The 20400-nt window shown below is 64.7% G+C and carries 18 protein-coding genes and 1 riboswitch; of the genes, 6 read left to right on the forward strand and 12 right to left on the reverse strand.

Annotated features, from left to right (window positions below; all coding sequences use genetic code 11):
• Positions 1 to 6 precede the first annotated feature (6 nt).
• The 7 genes from LK03_RS03265 to LK03_RS03295 form a co-directional block, all read right to left on the reverse strand.
• A complete protein-coding gene (locus LK03_RS03265) occupies positions 7 to 525 on the reverse strand; it encodes a retropepsin-like aspartic protease family protein (RefSeq protein ID WP_038411045.1) in 519 nt (172 codons plus the stop codon).
• Positions 522 to 1508 (reverse strand): esterase-like activity of phytase family protein, encoded by a 987-nt coding sequence (locus LK03_RS03270; RefSeq protein WP_038411046.1) that lies wholly within the window; start codon positions 1506 to 1508, stop codon positions 522 to 524. The genes LK03_RS03265 and LK03_RS03270 overlap by 4 nt, the downstream gene beginning before the upstream one ends.
• Positions 1505 to 3409: a DNA topoisomerase IV subunit B gene (gene parE / locus LK03_RS03275; RefSeq protein WP_038411047.1), complete on the reverse strand. Its 1905-nt coding sequence runs from the start codon at positions 3407 to 3409 to the stop codon at positions 1505 to 1507. The genes LK03_RS03270 and parE overlap by 4 nt, the downstream gene beginning before the upstream one ends.
• Positions 3410 to 3442: 33 nt before the next feature.
• Positions 3443 to 4051: a YqiA/YcfP family alpha/beta fold hydrolase gene (locus LK03_RS03280; RefSeq protein WP_038411048.1), complete on the reverse strand. Its 609-nt coding sequence runs from the start codon at positions 4049 to 4051 to the stop codon at positions 3443 to 3445.
• Positions 4052 to 4180: 129 nt separating this feature from the next.
• Positions 4181 to 4993 carry a 3',5'-cyclic-AMP phosphodiesterase gene (gene cpdA, locus LK03_RS03285; RefSeq protein ID WP_038411049.1) on the reverse strand — a complete coding sequence of 271 codons (813 nt, stop codon included), beginning with the start codon at positions 4991 to 4993 and terminating at the stop codon, positions 4181 to 4183.
• A gap of 84 nt (positions 4994 to 5077) precedes the next feature.
• Positions 5078 to 5530, reverse strand: a complete 453-nt coding sequence (locus tag LK03_RS03290) for a DUF1249 domain-containing protein (RefSeq protein WP_038411050.1) — start codon at positions 5528 to 5530, stop codon at positions 5078 to 5080.
• Positions 5521 to 6138 carry an NUDIX domain-containing protein gene (locus LK03_RS03295; RefSeq protein WP_038411051.1) on the reverse strand — a complete coding sequence of 206 codons (618 nt, stop codon included), beginning with the start codon at positions 6136 to 6138 and terminating at the stop codon, positions 5521 to 5523. Before LK03_RS03295 ends, LK03_RS03290 begins: the two co-directional genes overlap by 10 nt.
• Before the next feature lie 170 nt (positions 6139 to 6308).
• Between LK03_RS03295 and LK03_RS03300 the strand changes: the two genes are divergently transcribed.
• On the forward strand, positions 6309 to 7055 hold the full coding sequence (locus tag LK03_RS03300; RefSeq protein ID WP_038411052.1) for an RsiV family protein: 747 nt from the start codon (positions 6309 to 6311) through the stop codon (positions 7053 to 7055).
• Between the two features lie 134 nt (positions 7056 to 7189).
• On the opposite strand, the gene thiC is transcribed toward LK03_RS03300, so the two are convergent.
• Entirely contained in the window at positions 7190 to 9076 is a 1887-nt protein-coding gene (gene thiC / locus LK03_RS03305; RefSeq protein ID WP_038411053.1) for a phosphomethylpyrimidine synthase ThiC, read from the reverse strand.
• Positions 9077 to 9225: 149 nt separating this feature from the next.
• Positions 9226 to 9332, reverse strand: a riboswitch (TPP riboswitch).
• A gap of 148 nt (positions 9333 to 9480) precedes the next feature.
• Between thiC and LK03_RS03310 the strand changes: the two genes are divergently transcribed.
• Positions 9481 to 10917 carry a TolC family outer membrane protein gene (locus LK03_RS03310; protein WP_038411054.1) on the forward strand — a complete coding sequence of 479 codons (1437 nt, stop codon included), beginning with the start codon at positions 9481 to 9483 and terminating at the stop codon, positions 10915 to 10917.
• Between the two features lie 57 nt (positions 10918 to 10974).
• Here the strand turns inward: LK03_RS03310 and waaA are convergent, their stop codons facing one another.
• Complete coding sequence (gene waaA, locus LK03_RS03315) at positions 10975 to 12246, reverse strand: lipid IV(A) 3-deoxy-D-manno-octulosonic acid transferase (protein WP_038411055.1); 1272 nt, start codon at positions 12244 to 12246, stop codon at positions 10975 to 10977.
• Positions 12247 to 12388: 142 nt separating this feature from the next.
• On the opposite strand from waaA, the gene LK03_RS03320 reads away from it, so the two are divergent.
• From LK03_RS03320 to LK03_RS03335, 4 genes are all read left to right on the forward strand, one after another.
• Positions 12389 to 12721 carry a DMT family transporter gene (locus LK03_RS03320; protein ID WP_038411056.1) on the forward strand — a complete coding sequence of 111 codons (333 nt, stop codon included), beginning with the start codon at positions 12389 to 12391 and terminating at the stop codon, positions 12719 to 12721.
• Positions 12722 to 12806: 85 nt separating this feature from the next.
• The gene (locus LK03_RS03325; protein ID WP_038411057.1) at positions 12807 to 13982 is read left to right on the forward strand and encodes an NAD(P)/FAD-dependent oxidoreductase; all 1176 of its coding nucleotides are present in this window, start codon (positions 12807 to 12809) and stop codon (positions 13980 to 13982) included.
• Positions 13979 to 14791, forward strand: coding sequence for an aldo/keto reductase (locus tag LK03_RS03330; protein WP_038411058.1), 813 nt, complete (start codon positions 13979 to 13981; stop codon positions 14789 to 14791). Before LK03_RS03325 ends, LK03_RS03330 begins: the two co-directional genes overlap by 4 nt.
• A gap of 36 nt (positions 14792 to 14827) precedes the next feature.
• The gene (locus tag LK03_RS03335; RefSeq protein ID WP_038411059.1) at positions 14828 to 15790 is read left to right on the forward strand and encodes a hypothetical protein; all 963 of its coding nucleotides are present in this window, start codon (positions 14828 to 14830) and stop codon (positions 15788 to 15790) included.
• A 5-nt stretch (positions 15791 to 15795) separates the two neighbouring features.
• Here the strand turns inward: LK03_RS03335 and hldE are convergent, their stop codons facing one another.
• From hldE to LK03_RS03350, 3 genes are all read right to left on the reverse strand, one after another.
• Positions 15796 to 17217 (reverse strand): bifunctional D-glycero-beta-D-manno-heptose-7-phosphate kinase/D-glycero-beta-D-manno-heptose 1-phosphate adenylyltransferase HldE, encoded by a 1422-nt coding sequence (gene hldE / locus LK03_RS03340; RefSeq protein WP_038411060.1) that lies wholly within the window; start codon positions 17215 to 17217, stop codon positions 15796 to 15798.
• 129 nt (positions 17218 to 17346) lie between these two features.
• Entirely contained in the window at positions 17347 to 19155 is a 1809-nt protein-coding gene (gene msbA / locus LK03_RS03345) for a lipid A export permease/ATP-binding protein MsbA (RefSeq protein WP_038414591.1), read from the reverse strand.
• Between the two features lie 15 nt (positions 19156 to 19170).
• The gene (locus LK03_RS03350) at positions 19171 to 20346 is read right to left on the reverse strand and encodes an O-antigen ligase family protein (RefSeq protein ID WP_038411061.1); all 1176 of its coding nucleotides are present in this window, start codon (positions 20344 to 20346) and stop codon (positions 19171 to 19173) included.
• Positions 20347 to 20400: the final 54 nt, after the last annotated feature.

Below are 20400 nucleotides of genomic sequence, written 5' to 3' on the forward strand. Positions count from 1 at the left end.
GCCTCGTCATTTCAGGTTCTGGCGCAGCAGCAAGGTGCCACCACGTTGGGTAAATTCAAGTTGTCTCAGGGCACTCATGCCCAGCAGCACCTGCTCGTCATCGAGTCCCGGCACCACCACGGCGCGCACATTGCGCAGGCGGATATCGCCCAGTTGCAGTTCATCGAGACGGGTGCGATAGCCTTCGGTGCGGCCATTGGCGGTGCTGAGCATTACCTGCGCACCGCGTTCCAGGCCCCACTGCCGGGCCAGGCTTTCGGGAATCGCCACATCGGTGGCGCCGGTGTCGAGCATGAAGTGCGCCGCTTGGCCATTGATCAGGCCATCGGCGACGAAATGCCCATGGCTATTGCCGAGCAGGCGCACTTCGATGAACCCGGCACCGTGCTCGGAGTGCACTTCGCTGTTGGGGTTGTCCTGGCGCGCCTCCCACTCACCGAAAAAGCGCGTGGCGAGAAACAGCGCGGCGGCCCAGGCGATGATCATCAGCACCTTGCCTGCACGTTTGCCAGCAGGCTGGCTCATGGCCTGGCACTCCAGCCACCGGCCGGGGCCGCGAAACGCCAGACGATCGGCCGGCGTTCGCCATCGGCACGGTCAGCGTCGTTGTTGTCCAGGCCGATCCAGGCGCCGCTCTTGTCGATCACCAGTGCCTCGGCCAGGCCGAACGGCTGGTCATAGCGGCGTGGCTCGGTCAGCGCATCGGCGGCGAACGACCAGCAGCGTTCCACCACGCCGGTGGCGCTGTCGCGCCGGCAGATGCGATAGGCATTGCGCTCGAGGGTGAAGAGTTTGCCCTGATAGTAGGCAAGGTCGGAAAAATCCCGTGTCCGCTCCCGTGGACGGCGCATCTGCGCCGGCTGCATCTCGACCCCGGCTTCGCTGAGCAGCACGCAACTGTGCCCGCAGTTCCACACCGACTGCTGACGTTGAACCAGCACCAGACCGCGCCGCTCACGCTCGGCGGCCAGCCACAGCCGGTCGCCGGCGGGGTTGATCGCCACGCCTTCGAACAGCGCGTTGAAGTGCAGCAGCATGCCGCTGGCGCGTGCCTGACGGACCATCGCCTGATCGATCTTCAGCCAGTGCGGCTCACCCTCAGGCGGCAATTGCAGCACCGCGGCGTGGGCTTCGCTGACCAGGTACAGGTTACCGGCCTCGTCGCAGGTGACGCCTTCGTAGTCCAGTTCGCCGCCACGCAACCAGGACACTGCCCAGTTGCGCACCTTCAGGCCGAACGGCAGACCGCTTTCCGGCACCGGAGGCGGGGTGAACTGTACCGCCTCGGCGCGCCACACCGACGCCTGCTGGTCGAAGCGGTAGATACGGTCGTCGTCGCGGTCCGACACACCCCACAGCGCACCGCGGCAGTACGCCAGGCCCGACAGGTTGCCGCCGCGCATGCCGTCGATCGGGTGCTCGCTGAGCATGTGCAGTTCAGGCCAGTCGCTGGCCATCGCCGATGCCGACAGCAGCCCAAGCAGCGCGGCCAGCACCTGACGCTTCAAACCATGACCTCAGCGAGGTTACCTTTGGTCTCCAGCCAGCTCTTGCGGTCGCCGGCGCGCTTTTTCGCCAGCAGTTTGTCCATCAGCTCGCAGGTGGTCTCGACATCATCCAGGGTCAGTTGCACCAGACGCCGGGTGTTCGGGTCCATGGTGGTTTCGCGCAACTGCGGGGGGTTCATTTCGCCCAGACCCTTGAAGCGCGTGACCTGTGGCTTGCCACGTTTCTTCTCGGCCACCAGGCGGTCGAGAATGCCGTCGCGCTCGGCATCGTCCAGGGCGTAGTAGATTTCCTTGCCCAGGTCGATGCGGTACAACGGCGGCATCGCCACGTAGACATGCCCGGCCTGCACCAAGGCACGGAAATGCTGGACGAACAACGCGCAGAGCAAGGTGGCGATGTGCAGGCCGTCGGAGTCGGCGTCGGCGAGAATGCAGATCTTGCCGTAGCGCAGCTGGGCCAGATCGCTGGCGCCTGGATCGACGCCGATGGCCACGGCGATGTTGTGCACTTCCTGGCTGGCCAGTACCTCGCCGCCATCGACTTCCCAGGTGTTGAGGATCTTGCCGCGCAGCGGCAGGATCGCCTGGAATTCCTTGTCGCGCGCCTGCTTGGCCGAGCCACCGGCCGAGTCACCCTCGACCAGGAACAGCTCGGCGCGCATTGGGTCCTGCCCGGCGCAGTCGGCCAGCTTGCCAGGCAGTGCCGGGCCCTGGGTGATGCGTTTGCGCTCGACCTTCTTGCTCGCCTTCAGCCGCCGGCCGGCGTTGCTGATGGCCAGTTCGGCCAACTGCAGGCCCAGTTCCGGGTGCGCATTGAGCCACAGGCTGAAGGCATCCTTGACCACCCCGGAGACGAATGCGGCCGCCTCGCGCGACGACAGCCGCTCTTTGGTCTGCCCGGAGAACTGCGCGTCCTGCATCTTCATCGACAGCACGAAGGCGATGCGCTCCCAGACATCTTCCGGCGCCAGCTTGACCCCGCGCGGCAGCAGGTTGCGGAACTCGCAGAACTCGCGCATGGCATCGAGCAGGCCCTGGCGCAGGCCATTGACGTGGGTGCCGCCCTGGGCGGTGGGGATCAGGTTGACGTAGCTTTCCTGGATGCTGTCACCGCCTTCGGGCAGCCACAGCAGGGCCCAGTCCACCGCTTCCTTGTTACCGGCCAGCGAGCCGCAGAACGGTTCATCGGGCAAGCGTGGGAACTCGCTGACCGAGTCCACCAGGTAGGAGCGCAGGCCATCTTCGTAATGCCACTCGACCTTCTCGCCGGTGCCTTTGTCTTCGAAGCTGATCGACAGCCCCGGGCACAGCACCGCCTTGGCCTTGAGCACGTGCTTGAGGCGGCTGATGGAAAACTTGGCGGAATCGAAGTACTTCGGATCGGGGCTGAAATACACGCTGGTGCCGGTGTTGCGCTTGCCGACGCTGCCGACCACCTCAAGCTCGGTGGCCTTGAAACCATCGGTGAAGGTCATCTGGTACTCGTTGCCGTCACGCTTGACGCGCACCCGCACCTGGTTCGACAGGGCGTTGACCACCGAGATGCCAACCCCGTGCAGACCGCCCGAGAACTGGTAGTTCTTGTTCGAGAACTTGCCGCCGGCGTGCAGCTTGGTAAGGATCAGCTCGACCCCGGAAACGCCTTCTTCGGGGTGGATATCCACCGGCATGCCACGACCGTCGTCGCTGACTTCCAGGGAGTGATCGGCGTGCAGCACCACCTGGATGCTGCGTGCGTGCCCAGCCAGGGCTTCGTCGACACTGTTGTCGATGACTTCCTGGGCCAGGTGGTTGGGCCGGCTGGTGTCGGTGTACATGCCTGGGCGCTTGCGCACCGGGTCAAGGCCGGAGAGGACTTCGATGGCGTCTGCGTTATAGGCGCTAGCGCTGGGATTGGCCATGGGGTCTCGTCGTCAGTCTGGTGAATGCAGGGATCAAAGGGTGGCAAGGTCGACAGCGGCGACCCGCTCGGGATCGACACCGGCGTAGCCGAGCAGCGCAGGGATATGCGCGGCGAAGTGCTGGAAACCGTGGTCGCCACCTTGCTCGATACGCAGGTCGCAGTGCTGGTAGTAGCGCTCGGCGTGGCGGTAGTCGAGGGTCTCATCGCCGGTCTGCAACCATACCTGGAAGCGGTTACGGTCTTGCGGCGACGGCACTTCCAGCTCGGCCAGGGCCGCGATGTGATCGTGGGTCAGCTCCCAGGTTTCCTCGCTGTAGTAGTTGCGCTGGGTGCCCAGGTAGCCGTCGAACAGCCGGTGCGGGGCCACAGCAGGGTTGATCAGCAGCGCCTTTAGGCCATGCTGCTCGGCCAGCCAGGTGGCGTAATAACCGCCCAGCGAACTGCCGACCAGCAAGGGGGAGTCGAGCTCGGCGATGGTTGCCTGCAACTGGGCGATGGCCTGGCGCGGATGGTGATGCAGCGCCGGTACGCGCAGTTGCTCGGACAGCCCGAGCTGCTGCATGACCTTGGTCAGTTGGCTGGCCTTGAGCGACAGCGGCGAGCTGTTGAGCCCGTGTATATAAAGGATCGAACCCGACATCGTAGCCTCGGCATCTGCAACGCGGCGCCCGGTCAGCCGGGCGCGGGGAAACGCGCAGTGTATCGCGTTCGCCGGGGTTTGGCGCAGTCGCAGGTTTCGCAAAGTGTTGCCCGGCGCCTGCGAAGCGGCTCAGTAGCCCGGGCTGTCGAAGTCCAGGGTCACCACGAAGTCTTCAGCGCGCTCCACGGCGGTGTCGATCGAGCCGTCATCGTGCAGGCGCAGCCAGCGGTAGCCGGGGGACTCTTCGCTGACCTGGAAGTCCTGGCTGCCGGCGGCGAACTGGATGCAGGTCGAGGGCGTTGCCAGCAGGCGCAGGCCATTGCGCTGTTCATCCCAGGGTTGGTGGATGTGCCCCCACAGCAGCGCGCGCACTTGGGCGTGGCGAGCCAGCACTGCGAACAGCTGCTCGGCGTTGCGCAGGCCGATGGGCGCGATCCACGCGCAACCGATGTCGACCGGCTGGTGATGCAGGCAGACCAGGCAGTGGCGCTCTCCAGCGTCGCCCAGGGCCTGGTCGAGCAGCGTCAGCTGATCCTCGGCCAGCAGCCCATGGGTGGCGCCTACCACGGCCGAGTTGAGCATCAGCACACGCCATGCGCCGATATCGGTGACCGCCTGGATCAGCGTGTCCTGGCCGACCGCGGCCATGACCTGCGGCACATCGTGATTGCCCGGCAACCAGCGACTCAGGGGAGCCAGGCCGTCGGTCAGCTCGGCAAACGCGGCATAAGACGCCGCACTGCCGTCCTGGGACAGATCGCCGGTACACAGCAGCAGGTCGATCTGCGCCTGCTCGCGGCGCACCTGCTGCACCACGTGGCGCAGGGTGTCACGGGTATTGACGCCCAGCAGGCCGCCGGCCGGATCGGCGAACAGGTGCGGGTCGGTCAGTTGCACGACATGGACAGGGGAGGCAGAGCGGAAGGGGGCTGGCGTTGACAACGGCCGTCTCCTTGAGCGGGTGTGGCGCAATTATCGTCAGCGCCGGGCTGGACGCAACCGGCAGAAGCCGACCGGGTTCACATTTCAGCGAACCGCCGCCAGTTCATGGCCCCAGGCCAGGCAGTGACTGAGCCATTCGCCGAGAAACAGGTTGAGCTGGGCCTTTTCATCGGGCTGGTGCATGGCTTCGTTGGGGTAGGGATAGATGCTGCGCAGACGCCGCGCATGCTCGGCGCTGACCACCTCGGCCATGCGTGCATCGTGGTACACCTGCACCTCCATCTGCGGCACCGGCAGCCACAGCAGGCTGTGCTCCTGGCGCACGCGCAAGGTGGTGGTGTACGGGCAGGCCTGCAGCACCTCCAGGGCCAGCACACCCAGAGCCTGGTCGCCCTGGGTCATGCCGATACGCCGCTCGCTTTGGCTGCTGCGCATCTCCGGCAACAGGCGCATGAGCCGCGCATAGTTGGCCTCGCAGGCAGCCTGCAGGCCGACCAGGTCGACCCGGTAGCGTTCGCGAGCCGGGCTCACGACCACATCCCCCGCACTTCGGCGCGGTTCAGCGCCAGCCATTGCAAGGCGATGATGCTGGCAGCATTGCAGATGCGTCCGTCGCGCACCGCCTGCAGGGCGTCTTCGAACGACCAGACCTGCACGCGGATGTCTTCGCTTTCTTCTTCCAGGCCATGCACGCCGCCGGCGCCTTCGCTGCTGCAACGGCCGAGGAACAGGTGCACGAACTCGTCACTGCCGCCCGGCGAAGGGAAATAGCGGGTCATCGGCCACAGTGCCGAGAAGCTCAGCCCAGCCTCTTCCTCGGCCTCACGGTGGGCGACCTGTTCGGGTTGTTCGTCCTTGTCGATCAGCCCGGCGACCAGCTCGATCAGCCAGGGGTTGCTCGCCTTGTCCATGGCACCGACGCGAAACTGCTCGATCAGCACCACTTCATCGCGCTGTGGGTCGTACGGCAGCACGCACACGGCATCGTGGCGCACGAACAGCTCGCGGCTGATTTCCCGGCTCATGCCGCCGTCGAACAGCTCGTGGCGCAGGTGCACGCGGTCGAGCCGGTAGAAGCCCTTGAAGCAGTGCTCACGCTTGACGGTCTCGACGAGCCGGGGCTCGGAATGCGAAGGGTTGGCCATGGAAATTCCTCTACAGCAACGACTACATCGCGCCATCCTACTCTGCGAAACGCCGCGTTTCATCCCTTTCAACTAGCCACCACAGGCCGTAGCGACTCTGTTAGTTTAGCGGCGAACCGAACCTCTCGCCGACGGTCGAAGACCGATCATCTTGTCTTGCAAGGATCAACATGACACTTGTCAAACTGACCTCCGTTGCCGTACTGGCCCTGGCCCTGGGAGCCTGCCAGAGCGTGTTCGCGCCCAACTACCGCACACCGCTGGAGGTCAAGCGCGACGCCTGGGAACACATCAAGCCCGGCTGCACGGAAAGCGACTGCCCGTTGGTGAACATCGACACCGTGTCGTTCCCGGCACTGCCGAAACTCGACGGCATCGTCGAGCGTCGCCTGCTGCAACTGACCGAAGACAACGAACGCAGCACCCCGCCCAGCTCGCTCAAGGCCTACGAACAGCAGTACCTGGCCACGGCGCAGAAGCGCAACAGCAGCTACCTGCAAGCCAAGGTACGCGAGCAGCATGACGGACTGGTGATCGTCGAGTTGTCGAGTTATCTGGACACCGGCGGCGCCCACGGCATGCCGGGGCGTGACCTGATCAACTATTCACGCCAGCAGGACAAGGTGCTGACTTTGCAGGACATGCTTCTGCCCGGCCAGGAAGACACCTTCTGGAAGACCGTCGCCGAATCCCACCGCGCCTGGCTGATGAGCGTGGAAATGGACAAGGACGCAGAGTTCATCAAGACCTGGCCCTTCCGCAAATCGCCGCACATCGCCCTGACCTACGGCGCGATGATCGTCAAATATGAGGTCTACGCCATCGCCCCTTACTCCATGGGCCATGTCGAACTGAAGATCCCCTACCCGCGCCTGAACGGCATTCTCAAGCCTGAGCTGTTCCCAGGGCGGGGGTAAGGGCCGGGGAATCGAGTTATTTGGCTTTACGGCCCTTCACGGCTAAACCGCAGCGGCGGACCGCCTGCTCCTACACGATCTGTAGGAGCGGGTTTACCCGCGAAGGGCCCCAAGATCAAAGCCGCCGAGCCCCCTTACACCTTGTGATACAGCTGGCTCCCTTCCTGACGGAAGCGCTCCGCCTGCTCACGCATGCCCTCTTCCACCGACACCTCGACCGCATCGATGCGCAGGTTGGCGGCGTACTCGCGCACTTCCTGGGTGATCTTCATCGAGCAGAACTTCGGCCCGCACATCGAGCAGAAGTGCGCCACCTTGGCCGATTCCTTGGGCAAGGTCTCGTCGTGGAAAGCGCGCGCGGTGTCCGGGTCGAGGCCAAGGTTGAACTGGTCTTCCCAACGGAATTCGAAGCGCGCCTTGGACAGCGCGTTGTCACGAATCTGCGCACCCGGGTGGCCCTTGGCGAGGTCGGCGGCATGGGCAGCGATCTTGTAGGTGATGATGCCGGTCTTGACGTCATCCTTGTTCGGCAACCCCAGGTGCTCCTTGGGCGTGACGTAGCAGAGCATGGCACAGCCGAACCAGCCGATCATCGCCGCACCGATGCCGGAGGTGATGTGGTCGTAACCCGGCGCGATGTCGGTGGTCAGCGGGCCGAGGGTGTAGAACGGCGCTTCGTCGCAGCATTCGAGCTGCTTGTCCATGTTCTCTTTGATCAACTGCATCGGCACGTGGCCGGGGCCTTCGATCATGCACTGCACGTCGTGCTTCCAGGCGATCTTGGTCAGCTCGCCAAGGGTTTCCAGCTCACCGAACTGCGCGGCGTCGTTGGCGTCGGCGATCGAGCCCGGACGCAGGCCATCGCCGAGCGAGAAGCTGACGTCGTAGGCCTTCATGATTTCGCAGATTTCCTCGAAGTGGGTGTAGAGGAAGTTCTCTTGGTGATGCGCCAGGCACCACTTGGCCATGATCGAGCCGCCGCGGCTGACGATACCGGTGACGCGCTTGGCGGTCAGCGGCACATAGCGCAGCAACACGCCGGCGTGGATGGTGAAGTAGTCGACACCCTGCTCGGCCTGCTCGATCAGGGTGTCGCGGAACAGCTCCCAGGTCAGGTCTTCGGCCACCCCGCCCACCTTTTCCAACGCCTGGTAGATCGGCACCGTGCCGATCGGCACCGGCGAGTTGCGGATGATCCACTCGCGGGTCTCATGGATGTGCTTGCCGGTGGACAGGTCCATGACCGTGTCCGAGCCCCAGCGGATGCCCCATGTCAGCTTGGCGACCTCTTCTTCGATGGACGAGCCCAGCGCGCTGTTGCCGATGTTGCCGTTGATCTTCACCAGGAAGTTACGGCCGATGATCATCGGCTCGAGCTCGGTGTGGTTGATGTTGGCGGGAATGATCGCGCGGCCTCGGGCGACTTCCTCGCGAACGAACTCGGCGGTGATTTCCTTGGGGATGCTGGCACCGAAACTGTGCCCGGCGTGTTGCTGGTCGAGCAGCCCGGCGGCGCGGGCTTCTTGCAGCTTGAGGTTCTCGCGGATCGCCACGTATTCCATTTCCGCAGTGATGATGCCCTGCCGCGCATAGTGCATCTGCGAGACGTTGGCGCCGGCCTTGGCCCGGCGCGGGTTGCGCACGTGGCTGAAGCGCAGGCGGGTCAGCTCGGGGTCATTGAGGCGTTCCTGGCCGAAATTCGAACTCAACCCGGCCAGACGCTCGGTATCGCCACGGGCGTCGATCCAGGCCGAGCGCACATCGCCCAGCCCCCTGCGCACGTCAATGATCACGTTGGGGTCGGTGTAGGGGCCGGAGGTGTCGTAGACCAGCACCGGTGCGTTGGCCTCGCCGCCGAAGTCGGTGGGGGTGTCATCCAGGCTGATCTCGCGCATTGGCACGCGGATGTCCGGGCGCGAGCCTTCGACATAGATCTTGCGCGAACGGGTGAAGGGCTGCACCGATTGCTGATCGACCTTGGCCGACTCACTCAGGTGAATGGATTTTTCTTGTTTGCTCATCACGGCTCTCCAGACGGTTTCCTGCGGGCGGAATGTCGGGGAAGAACCTGAAAGACGCGGACGCACTCATGGACGAGTACGGTGTCGGATGCGGGGTGTGGTGCAGTTGAGCTGCGACGATCCCGGATCTGACACAAGATCTCGCCGGGAAAGCGAGCAATCTTGTTCCCTACGCAGGCGCTAACCTGATCAGGTTCAACGGGATCCGGAACTATCCGATCTCAGCCTTCGATTCAAGGCACCCCGACAAGAACGCGTGCAGTCTAGACTCAAGCGCTCGGCAAAGCCAAGCCTGCCGGTATCGGTGTGACGAAAGGCTTCAGGGGGAATTGTTGCCGAGCGCGTCCAGCCGTACACTCAATACTTTCAATACTCAACAGTTTAGAAATTCAAGGATCGACTCCATGCTGCGCAAACTATCGCTGGCACTCGCCGTGTCCTGTGCGTCCCATGCCGCAGTTGCCGCAGTGGAGACGCTGCCAACGGTGAAAACCGACCTGGTCAGCGTCTATCAGGAAGCGGTGGGCAACAATGCTGATCTGGCCGCGGCCCGTGCCGACTACGGCGCTCGCCGCGAGATCGTGCCCCAGGCCCGTGCCGGCCTGCTGCCCAACCTTTCCGCCGGTGCCGAATCGATGAACACCCGCACCAGGCTCGACGAGCCAGCGATCACCTCAACGCGCAGCGGCAATTCGTGGAGCGCGACCTTGTCGCAGCCGCTGTTCCGCGCCGACCGCTGGTTCCAGTTGCAGGCTGCCGAGGCGGTCAACGAGCAGGCGGCGCTGGAGCTTTCGGCCACCGAGCAGAATCTGATCCTGCAAAGCGCGGAAAGCTACTTCGCGGTGCTCCGCGCCCAAGACAACCTGGCCTCGACCAAGGCCGAAGAGTCGGCGTTCAAGCGCCAGCTCGATCAGTCCAACGAACGCTTCGACGTCGGCCTTTCCGACAAGACCGACGTGCTGCAATCCCAGGCCGGCTACGACACCGCACGGGCCAACCGGATCATCGCCCAGCGCCAGGTGGACGACGCCTTCCAGGCCCTGGTAACACTGACCAACCGTGAATACGGCGCGCTGCAAGGGGTCGTGCACAGCCTGCCGGTGCAGGTGCCAAGCCCCAACGATGCCAGGGCTTGGGTCGATACTGCCGCGCGGCAGAACCTCAACCTGCTGGCGACCAACCATGCCGTCGATGCCGCCCAGGAAACCCTGCGCCAGCGCAAGGCCGGTCACGCTCCGACACTCGATGCCGTGGCGCGTTATCAGAAGGGCGACAACGACAGCCTCGGCTTCAGCAACCCGGCGCCGCAGCCCGGCGTGCGCTACGGCGGCGACGTCGAGCAGACCACCATCGGCCTGCAACTGAACATCCCGCTGTACAGCGGTGGGCTGACCAGCTCGCAGGTGCGCGAGGCCTATCAGCGCCTCAGCCAAAGCGAACAGCAGCGCGAGAGCCTGCGCCGTCAGGTGGTGGAAAACACCCGCAACCTGCACCGCGCGGTGAACACCGATGTCGAGCAGGTACAAGCGCGCAAGCAGTCGATCATCTCCAGCCAGAGCGCCCTGCAGGCCACGGAAATCGGCTACCAGGTCGGTACGCGCAACATCGTCGATGTGCTCGATGCCGAACGCCAGCTGTACAACTCGGTGCGCGACTACAACAACAGCCGCTACGACTACATCCTCGACAACCTGCGCCTCAAGCAGGCCGCCGGCACCCTCAGCCCGCAAGACCTGCAGGACCTGGGTCGCTACCTCAAAGCCGACTACAACCCGGACAAGGACTTCCTGCCGCCGGACCTGGCCGCTGCTGCCGCGAAGAACTTCGAGCGCCGCCCCTGAATGCGAACAGCCCGCCTGCCGTGAACACGACAGACGGGCTGTGGCCTTGCCAATGGCTCAGCGCATCAGCGCATCGATGCCGTCGAGCAAGCGCTTGAGCGCGCCCTGGTTGGCTTGCATCACTTGCCTGCCCGCCTCGCCCATGCGCCTGGCGTCCTGGGCCAGCTCGATCAGACGCCGCACCTCGTTGCCCAGGCTCTCGGCGTTGTCGACCTGCAGCAGGCCACCGGCTTCGCGCAGCAGGCTGCTGATTTCCAGGAAGTTGAACACGTGCGGGCCCATCAGCACCGGCAAGGCCAGGGCGGCAGGCTCCAGCGGATTGTGCCCGCCACGGGGCACCAGGCTGCCGCCGACGAAGGCGATGTCGGCCAAGGCGTAGAGGAACAGCAACTCGCCCATGGTGTCGCCAACCAGCACCTGAGTTTTGGCCTCGACCGCCTCACCCGTGGAGCGGCGCACGCTGTTGAACTGCTCGCGGCACTGCTCGTACACGGTGGTGAATCGCTCGGGGTGGCGCGGCACCAGAATCAGCAAAGCATCGCTGTGCACAGCCAGCAGTTGACGGTGCGCCGCCAGCACTTGGGCATCTTCGCCCTCATGGGTGCTCGCTGCGATCCACACCGGGCGATTGTGCGCTGCCCACTGCTCGCGCAGGGCCTGGGCGCGGGGTTGCAGTTGCGGGTCGAGCTTGAGGTCGAACTTGATCGAACCGGTGACCTGCACCGCCTCGGCACGCGCGCCGAGCTGACGGAAGCGCTCGGCTTCGGTTTCGGTCTGCACGGCGATCAGGCTCATCTGCGCCAGCATCGGCCGGGTCAACCCGGCGAAACGCCCATAACCTTGCGCCGAGCGCTCGGACAACCGCGCATTGGCCAGCACCACGGGAATGCTGCGGCGTGCGCATTGATCGATGATGTTCGGCCACAGCTCGGTTTCCATGATGACCCCGAGCCGAGGCTGCACGCGGTCGAGGAAACGTCGCGCCGCCCAGGGCAGGTCGTACGGCAGGTAGCAGTGCTGCACCCGCGGCTCGTCGGCGAACAGCGCGCGAATGCGCTCGGAGCCGGTCGGGGTCATGCAGGTGATGGTCACCGGCAACTGCGGATACGCCGCGAGCAGCGCACGTACCATGGGCGCTGCGGCGATGCTTTCGCCGACCGACACGGCGTGTACCCAGAGTCCGCCCGGGCGCAGTTCGGGCAGCGTCCAGGCGAAACGTTCGCCGATGCGCTGGCCGTACGCCGGTGCCTTGCGCGCACGCAGGAACAGGCGCAGCGCGACCAGCGGCAGGCCCAGGTGAAACAACAGGGTATAGAGGGTTCTGTTCATGGCAGCAGAGTCTACAAGGAACCGTGCCCGTGGACATCCGCCAAACGTAACGACAGGTTCGCACAGGAAACCTCCAGCGCATGGCTGGACGCTGCGCCGCGCAAGCCTAAGAATGCTCGCACTTAACAGAGGACTACCCCACTTGAACGCCTACACCTACCTGGCCATCGCCATCTGCGCCGAAGTCATCGCCACCGCTTCGATGAAGGCCGTCAAAGGCCTGAGCACCCCGCTGCCGCTGCTGTTGATGGTGGTCGGCTACGGTATTGCCTTCTGGATGCTCACCCTGGTGGTGCGCACGGTGCCGGTGGGTATCGCCTATGCCGTGTGGTCGGGGTTGGGCATCGTGTTGATCAGCGTCGCGGCGCTGGTGATCTATGGGCAGAAGCTCGACCTGCCAGCAATGATCGGCATGGCGATGATCGTCGGCGGCGTGGTGGTGATTCAGGTGTTCTCCAAGACCACAGGCCATTGAGCGGTCCGCGCCGCGCGACGGCACACTCGGCCCGGCCAGGCAGACCTGTATACTGCCCGCCTTGTCTTGAATCCGAGGTCTTTGCATGCCAACCGCCATTGCCACCGACATTCTCATCGTCGGCGCCGGAGTCGCCGGTCTCTGGTTGAACGCCAGGCTGCGTCGGCTGGGCTACTCGACCGTGCTGGTGGAGCGGGCCAGTCTGGGCGGCGAGCAGACCATCAAGTCCCAGGGCATCATCCACGGCGGCACCAAGTACGCGCTGCACGGCGCGCTGACCGGCGCCTCGGAAGCCATCTCCGACATGCCGCGGCGCTGGCGCGAAGCGCTGGCCGGCGACGGCGAGCTGAACCTCGACCACACCCGCCTGCTGTCCGAGGCCCACTACTTGTGGTCGCCCGGCACCCTGGCCGGCAACCTCACCAGCTTCTTCGCCAGCAAGGCGGTGCGCGGCCGGGTCGATCAGGTCAAGGGCGAGCAACTGCCCCCGGCCCTGCAAGACCGTGCCTTCAAGGGCAAGGTCTATCGCCTGGCCGAGTTAGTGGTCGACGTGCCCAGCCTGCTCGCCAACCTGGCAGAGCTGGCCGGTGACAGCCTGCTCGCCGGCGAGCGCATCACCCCGCTGCGCGACGGCGATACCCTGGTTGGGCTCGAGGTCGATGGCCGTCAGATCCGCGCGCAGCGCATCGTCCTCAGCGCCGGTGGCGGCAGCGAAGCCTTGCTCCAGGCCCTTGGCCTGAGCCAGCCGGCCATGCAGCGCCGGCCGTTGCACATGGTCATGGTCAAGGGCCCGAACCTCAAGCCGTTGTACGCCCATTGCCTGGGCGGTGGGCCCAAGCCACGGGTGACGGTGACCAGCCATCCCGGCGCGGATGGCCAGTGGGTCTGGTACCTGGGCGGCGACCTCGCTGAGGCCGACGGCGTGGCCCGTACGCCAGAGGCGCAGATCGCGGCGGCGCGCAAGGAAATCGCCCAGTTGCTGCCGTGGGTTGATCAAACGCCATTGCGCTGGGCGACCCTGCGCGTCGAGCGCGCCGAGCCTGCGCAATCGGGGTTGGTGCGCCCCGACAACGCCTTCCTCGCCGAGCAAGACCACTTGCTGGTGGGATGGCCGACCAAACTGGCCCTGGCCCCGGACTTCAGCGACCGCGTACTGGCCACGCTGCAACGCGACGGCATCCGTCCAGGCGCCCAGGCCGACCTCAGCGACCTGCCACGCCCCGCCCTGGGCGTGCCTGCCTGGGAGCAACTGCTGCCATGAGCCTGCCAACACTGCACACCCATCATCGCGCCCTGGGCAACACCGGGCTGATGGTCTCGCCGCTGGGGCTGGGCACGGTCAAGCTGGGCCGCGACCAAGGGGTGAAATACCCCACCGGCTTCACCATTCCTGGCGATGACGAGGCGCGGCTGCTGCTGGCGCAGGCGCGCGACTTGGGTATCAACCTGATCGACACCGCGCCGGCGTATGGCCGCAGCGAAGAACGCCTCGGCCCGCTGTTGCGTGGCCAGCGCGACGCCTGGGTGATCGTCAGCAAGGTCGGCGAGGAGTTCGAGGCCGGCCAGTCGCGCTTCGACTTCAGCGCCGCGCACACCCGGCGCTCGGTGGAGCGCAGCCTGCAACGCCTGCACACCGATCGGCTGGAACTGGTACTGGTGCACTCCGACGGCAACGACCTGGATATCCTGGAACACAGCGAGGTTTACCAGACTCTCGCGGCGCTCAAGCAGGAGGGCAAGATTCTCGCCTTCGGGCTTTCCGGAAAAACTGCCGCCGGCGGCCTCAAGGCGTTGGAACAGGGCGATTGCGCGATGGTCACTTATAACCTGAAGGAACAGGATGAGCGCCCGGTCATCGACTATGCCGCGACCCACGGCAAGGCGATTCTGGTGAAGAAAGCCTTGGCCAGCGGGCATGTCTGCCTGGCACCGGGTGTGGACCCGGTGCGTGCCAGTTTCGAGCTGCTGTTCAGTCACCCCGGCGTCAGCAGTGCAATCGTCGGTACCATCAACCCGCTGCACCTGGCCCACAACGTGGCCACCGTGGCCCGTATCCTGGGCCCGCACTGACCTGCCCACCCGGGCGCACCAGGCAAGGAGGCGCACGTGGCGCGAACGCTGATCCGCAAGAACCCGAGCAACTTCAAGACCCTGCCCTTGCAGGTCGAGGCCAGTCCCGAGGGGCTGGCCTACAAGAGCCTGGGCATGCCGCTGAATTTCAGCCAGACCCTGCAACGGCGCAAGCCCATCGAATTGCCCGACACCCAGCGCTTCAGCGTGGAGCTGGCCAATCTCGGGGTGTCGGTGCGACTGACCTTACAGTGGCAGAACCGCGAGTACTGGGTGCTGGTACGCCAGCGTCGCCAGGACCGCGGCGATGTCGTGCTCAAGCTGATTTCAGGCTACGTACCGGCCCACGAACTGAACCTGCCGCTGCACACGGCAATTCAGGAAGTCGCCGAGGAATGCCTGCTGGAAACCCCCGAGGGCTGGCTCGGCGGACGCTTCAACGACACCTGGCTGCCGACACCCTATGCAGCGGCCTTGCAATATCGAGAGTCAGCGCCCTTCCTGCTCACCCCGGCCTCGGGTGCGGCCTTGCCCGTGCAAAGCGCCAACCTCACCCTGCTGGAGCGTCCGCGGGCCTACGTGCACCTGCCCACCGCCTCGTTGCAGCTGATCTACGACCTGCGCCTGCAAGTACCGCGCGAGGCCAAGTCGCTGAGCCTGTTCCACGTCGATGAGCGCCTGGAGGGTGATCAACTGGTCACGCGGCTCAACCGCAAGCGCCCCGACCTGTACCTGATGCCGGTGGTCGACGGCAAGCCGCTGGCCGAGCTGTACACGCTGAACAAGGATCGGCTGATTCCGGCCAGCACCCGCGGCCTGTACCTGGCCGAAAGCTTCGCGGCGCAGGACGGCTGGGTGGTGAGCCAGGAACGGATTCGCTGGAAGGACTGGCTGCGCCAGCAAGGACTGGTGGAGAACAAGCCCCGCTCACCGCTGCAACGCCTGACCGGCAAGGCCAAGGCGTTGATCAAGCGGGCGCGGACCAAGCTGCGCCCCTAGGGGCGTCAGCGCTTGCGAATCTTCTCGACGATGGCGGTGGTCGAGCTGTTCTCGACCAGGCCCAGCACTTTCACCGTACCGCCATAGGCACTGACGATATCGGCGCCCACCACTTGCTCGATGCCATAGTCGCCGCCCTTGACCAGCACATCGGGCTTGACCTGACGCAGCAGATTTTCCGGCGTACCTTCGGAGAAACTGATGACCCAGTCCACCGCACCCAGCCCGGCCAGCACCGCCATGCGCCGGTCGACGCTGTTGATCGGGCGACCCGGACCCTTCAGACGGCTGACCGAGGCATCGTCATTGACCGCGACGATCAGTCGATCGCCCTGGGCACGGGCCTGCTCCAGGTAGGTGACATGGCCGGCATGGAGGATGTCGAAGCAGCCGTTGGTGAAGACGATGGTCTCGTTGTGGGCGCGGGCGTCATCGATGGCGACCAGCAGTTGCTCAAGACCGAGCACGCCGCGCTCGGAACCTTCTTCGCGCTGAATGGCGCGACGCAGCTCTGGGGCGCTGATGGCCGCCGTGCCGAGCTTGCCGACCACGATGCCGGCCGCGAGGTTGGCCAGTGCCACGGCTTGAGGCAGCTCTTCGCCGGCGGCGATGGCAGCCGCCAGCGTGGAAATGACGGTATCGCCGGCACCGGTGACATCGAAGACTTCCCGGGCCCGCGCCGGCAGGTGCAGCGGGGGATGATCGAGGCGCAACAGGGTCATGCCATGTTCGCCGCGGGTCACCAGCAGTGCACCGAGGTCGAGGTCACGCAGCAGTTGCAGGCCTTTGCCGACCAGCTCGGCTTCATCGGCGCAGCGGCCGACGATGCCTTCGAACTCGCTGAGGTTGGGGGTGATCAGGCTGGCGCCACGGTAGATGCTGAAGTCGCTGCCCTTGGGGTCGGCGAGCACCGGAACGCCTTTGGCCCGCGCCACCTGGATCAAGTGCTGGTGGTTCTTCAGCGCGCCTTTGCCGTAGTCCGACAGCACCAGCACCTTGATGCCCTCGAGCAACGCGTCGACTTCTTCGCCAAGGGACAGTGGATCGGTCTGGAACGGTTGCTCGAAATCAATGCGCAGCAACTGCTGGTGTCGGCTCATGACCCGCAGCTTGACGATGGTGGGCTGGTGGGCAATGCGCTGGAACACCGAACGCACGCCGGCCGCTTGCAAGCTATTGGCCAGGCTGTCGGCAGCTTCGTCCTGACCGGTGACGCCAACCAGCGATGCCGGTGCACCCAGGGCTGCGATGTTGAGGGCCACGTTGGCCGCGCCGCCGGGACGGTCTTCGATCTGATCGACCTTCACCACCGGCACCGGCGCCTCGGGGGAAATGCGCGAAGTACCGCCATGCCAGTAGCGGTCGAGCATGACATCGCCGACCACCAGAACCGGGGCTTGATCGAAACGCGGCATGGACAACTTCATGGACAACCCATATGTGAAAAATGAACGGGGCAGGATATTAGCACAGGGCCTGAAGCGGCTTTAACGCCGCATCAAGTGTGGGCATTTCCTGGTGACAATCGGGGCCGCTGGGGCCCCGACCGATGAGGCTCAGGTGATGTCGGCGTGGGCCGACTCGTCCAGGCCCATGGCATGCAGACGCGCATAGTGACCATTGGCCGCGAGCAGTTCGGCATGGGTGCCCCGCTCGACCAGACGGCCCTGGTCCATGACCAGAATCTGATCGGCCTTCTCGATGGTCGAAAGACGGTGGGCGATGACCAGCGTGGTGCGCCCTTGCATCACGTGGTCCAGCGCCGCCTGGATGTGCCGCTCAGATTCGGTGTCGAGCGCCGAGGTGGCCTCGTCGAGAATCAGCAACGGCGCGTTCTTCAGCAGTGCCCGGGCAATCGCCAGACGCTGGCGCTGACCGCCGGACAACAACACGCCGTTCTCGCCGACTTCAGTGTCGAAGCCTTGCGGCAACTGGTCGACGAATTCCTTGGCATAGGCATCGGCCGCAGCCACTTCGACGTCTTCGCGCGGTGCCCCGGCAAGGTCGCCATAGGCGATATTGTTGGCCACGGTGTCGTTGAACAGGGTGACGTGCTGGGTGACCTGCGAGACATGCTGGCGCAGGTTGCGCAGGCGGTACTCTTCGATCTCCACGCCATCGAGCAGGATCTGCCCGTGGCTGTGGTGGTAGAAGCGCGGAATCAGCGCGGCCAGGGTCGACTTGCCACTGCCGGAGCGCCCCACCAGGGCGATCATCTGCCCAGGCTCGGCAGTGAAGCTGATGTCACTGAGCACCTGACGTTGAGTGCCGGGGTAGGTGAAGCTGAGATTGCGCACTTCCAGACGACCCAGCACACGTTCCTTCTCGACCGTGCCGGTGTCGACTTCAGGCTTCTCGTCGAGCTGCTCGAAGATGCTCTCGGCGCCAGCCAGGCCCTTCTGGATGGTCGAGCTGACTTCCGACAACTGCCGGATCGGCTTGGGCAGCAGGCCGGCCGCAGTGATATAGGCCACCAGGTCACCGGCTGAGGAATCGCCACGCAGATAGAGCACCAGGAACATCAGCACCGCCATGGCGGTGTAGATCACCAGTTGCAGCATGGGCGTATACAGCGCGCCGGTCTTGGTCATGCGCAGCTGTTTATCGGTGTTGCTCTGGCTGGCCGATTCGAAGCGGCGCTGCTCGTAGACCTCGCCCCCGAAGCTGCGCACCACGCGGTAGCCCTGGATGGTTTCGGAGGCCACGTGGGTGACATCGCCCATCGCCACCTGGATTTTCTTGCTCTGCTTGCGAAATTTCTTGCTGGCCGTGCTGACCATTACCGCGATGATCGGCAGAATCGCCAGCATCACCAAGGTCAGTTGCCAGTTCATCCACATCAGGTAGATGAACAGGAACACCACCGTCAGGCCCTCGCGGATCACCACTTTGATGGCATCGGTGGCGGCGCCGGTGACCATGGTCACGTTGAAGGTGATGCGTGAGATCAGGTGCCCGGAGTTGTGGTTGTCGAAGTAGCGGTTAGGCAGCACCAGCAGCTTGTTGAACAACTCCACGCGCAGGTCGTGCACCAGACCCAGTGACACTTTGGCCAGATAGTAGTTACCGAGGAAAGAGCCGAGTCCCTGCCAGGCGGCGATGAGGATGATCAGCAGCGGTACGGCCTGCAGCAGTTGCAGGTCACGCAGGTAGGGCACATTGGGGAAAAGGACGACTTCAGGATTGCTCAAGCCATCCACGAAGTACTTGAGGATGCCTGCCAGCATGGGCTGGGTCGAGGCAAAGATCACGAAGCCGACGATACTCAGCAGGAAAATCCCGATATAGGGCTTTACGTAGCTCAGCAGCCGGAAGTAGATCTTCAGGCTGGAGTCGTGCTCCGCCGGGAGCGGTGTTTCGGCCATCATCAAGCTCGCTGTTCAGGTGGAACGGGAAATTTTACCACAGCCATCGTTTTCGGCAGTCGTCCACGGCAGCAGCAGCGCCATGGCGACCGGCAGCCAACTGATGAACCACTCGGCACGGGGCGTATCGGTGAGGCTGGCGGCATCGAACTGCATGGCGAAGGTGGCGAACAGCCACAGGCCCAGGAGCATCTTGCCGAACGCCGTGTGTCGCGCCCGCAGAATGTGCAGCAACGTCGCGAGCCACACCGCGCACCACAGCAATGCCCCGGGCAGGCCCAGCTCGATGGCGATGTGGGTGAACATGTTGTGTGAGTGGTCGAAGCGCAAACCCTGCGCCTGCAGGTCGTACGGTGCGCCCAGACCGAGACCGGTCAGCGGATGCTGGCTGATCAGTTCGGTGGCCGCAGCGAAGATCTCCGGGCGGTAGGAAGCGCCGCGACTGACGATCAGTTCATAAACAAGCGCGAAGGCCAGCCCCGAGGCGAACAGCGCGCCCACGGCCAGCACGCAACTGGCACGGCTGCGTTGCCACAGCGGCGCCGCTATCACTGTCAGCACCAGCCCCAGTGCGGCGCCGCGACTTTGCGTGGCGATGACGAACAGCCCGAGAAACGCCAGGACCAGCGCCCAGGCCAGGGTGCTCGCGGCCTGGCGCGGAGGGCTGTACAACAGCCACAGCAAGGCCGCTGCGATGACATACGCGCCAAGAATCGGGTGGGAAATTTCGCCGATACCGTACAGACGCTCGAACCATGGATGACCCATGATCGCGTAGAACTGCACCAGAGACAGCAGCGCGCCCAGCCCCAGCAACATCCCCGCCACCAGCAACAACTGACGGATGCGCGCAAGACCGGCCTGGGCCAACAGCGGGAACGCCATGAGGAACACCAGAATGTAGAGCAGGCGCTTGCCGTCGCGCGCGCCCTCTGGCGAGGTTGACCACAACAGGCTCAGCGCGCCCCAGCCCAGCAGCAGCAGGATACTGCCCCACAGCAACGGTTGCTGTCGCCAGCCTTCGGCGTAGAGACCACGTGCCGACCAGGCCAGCAGCAAGGTCGGCAGCCAGAGAAAGAGGATCATGCCCTGCTGAAACAGCTTGTTGCTCGGAGCCAGGGCAATGCCGGCGAGGAACCAGACAAAGCCCAGACCCAACCAGGCCTGAGCCCAGCGCTTGCTATACGACATCGATCCCCCGGAATGAAACTGACCACGGCAACATGGTGCTCGTGGATTAATTTC

This window comes from Pseudomonas cremoricolorata (assembly GCF_000759535.1).
GTDB classification, from domain to species: domain Bacteria; phylum Pseudomonadota; class Gammaproteobacteria; order Pseudomonadales; family Pseudomonadaceae; genus Aquipseudomonas; species Aquipseudomonas cremoricolorata_A.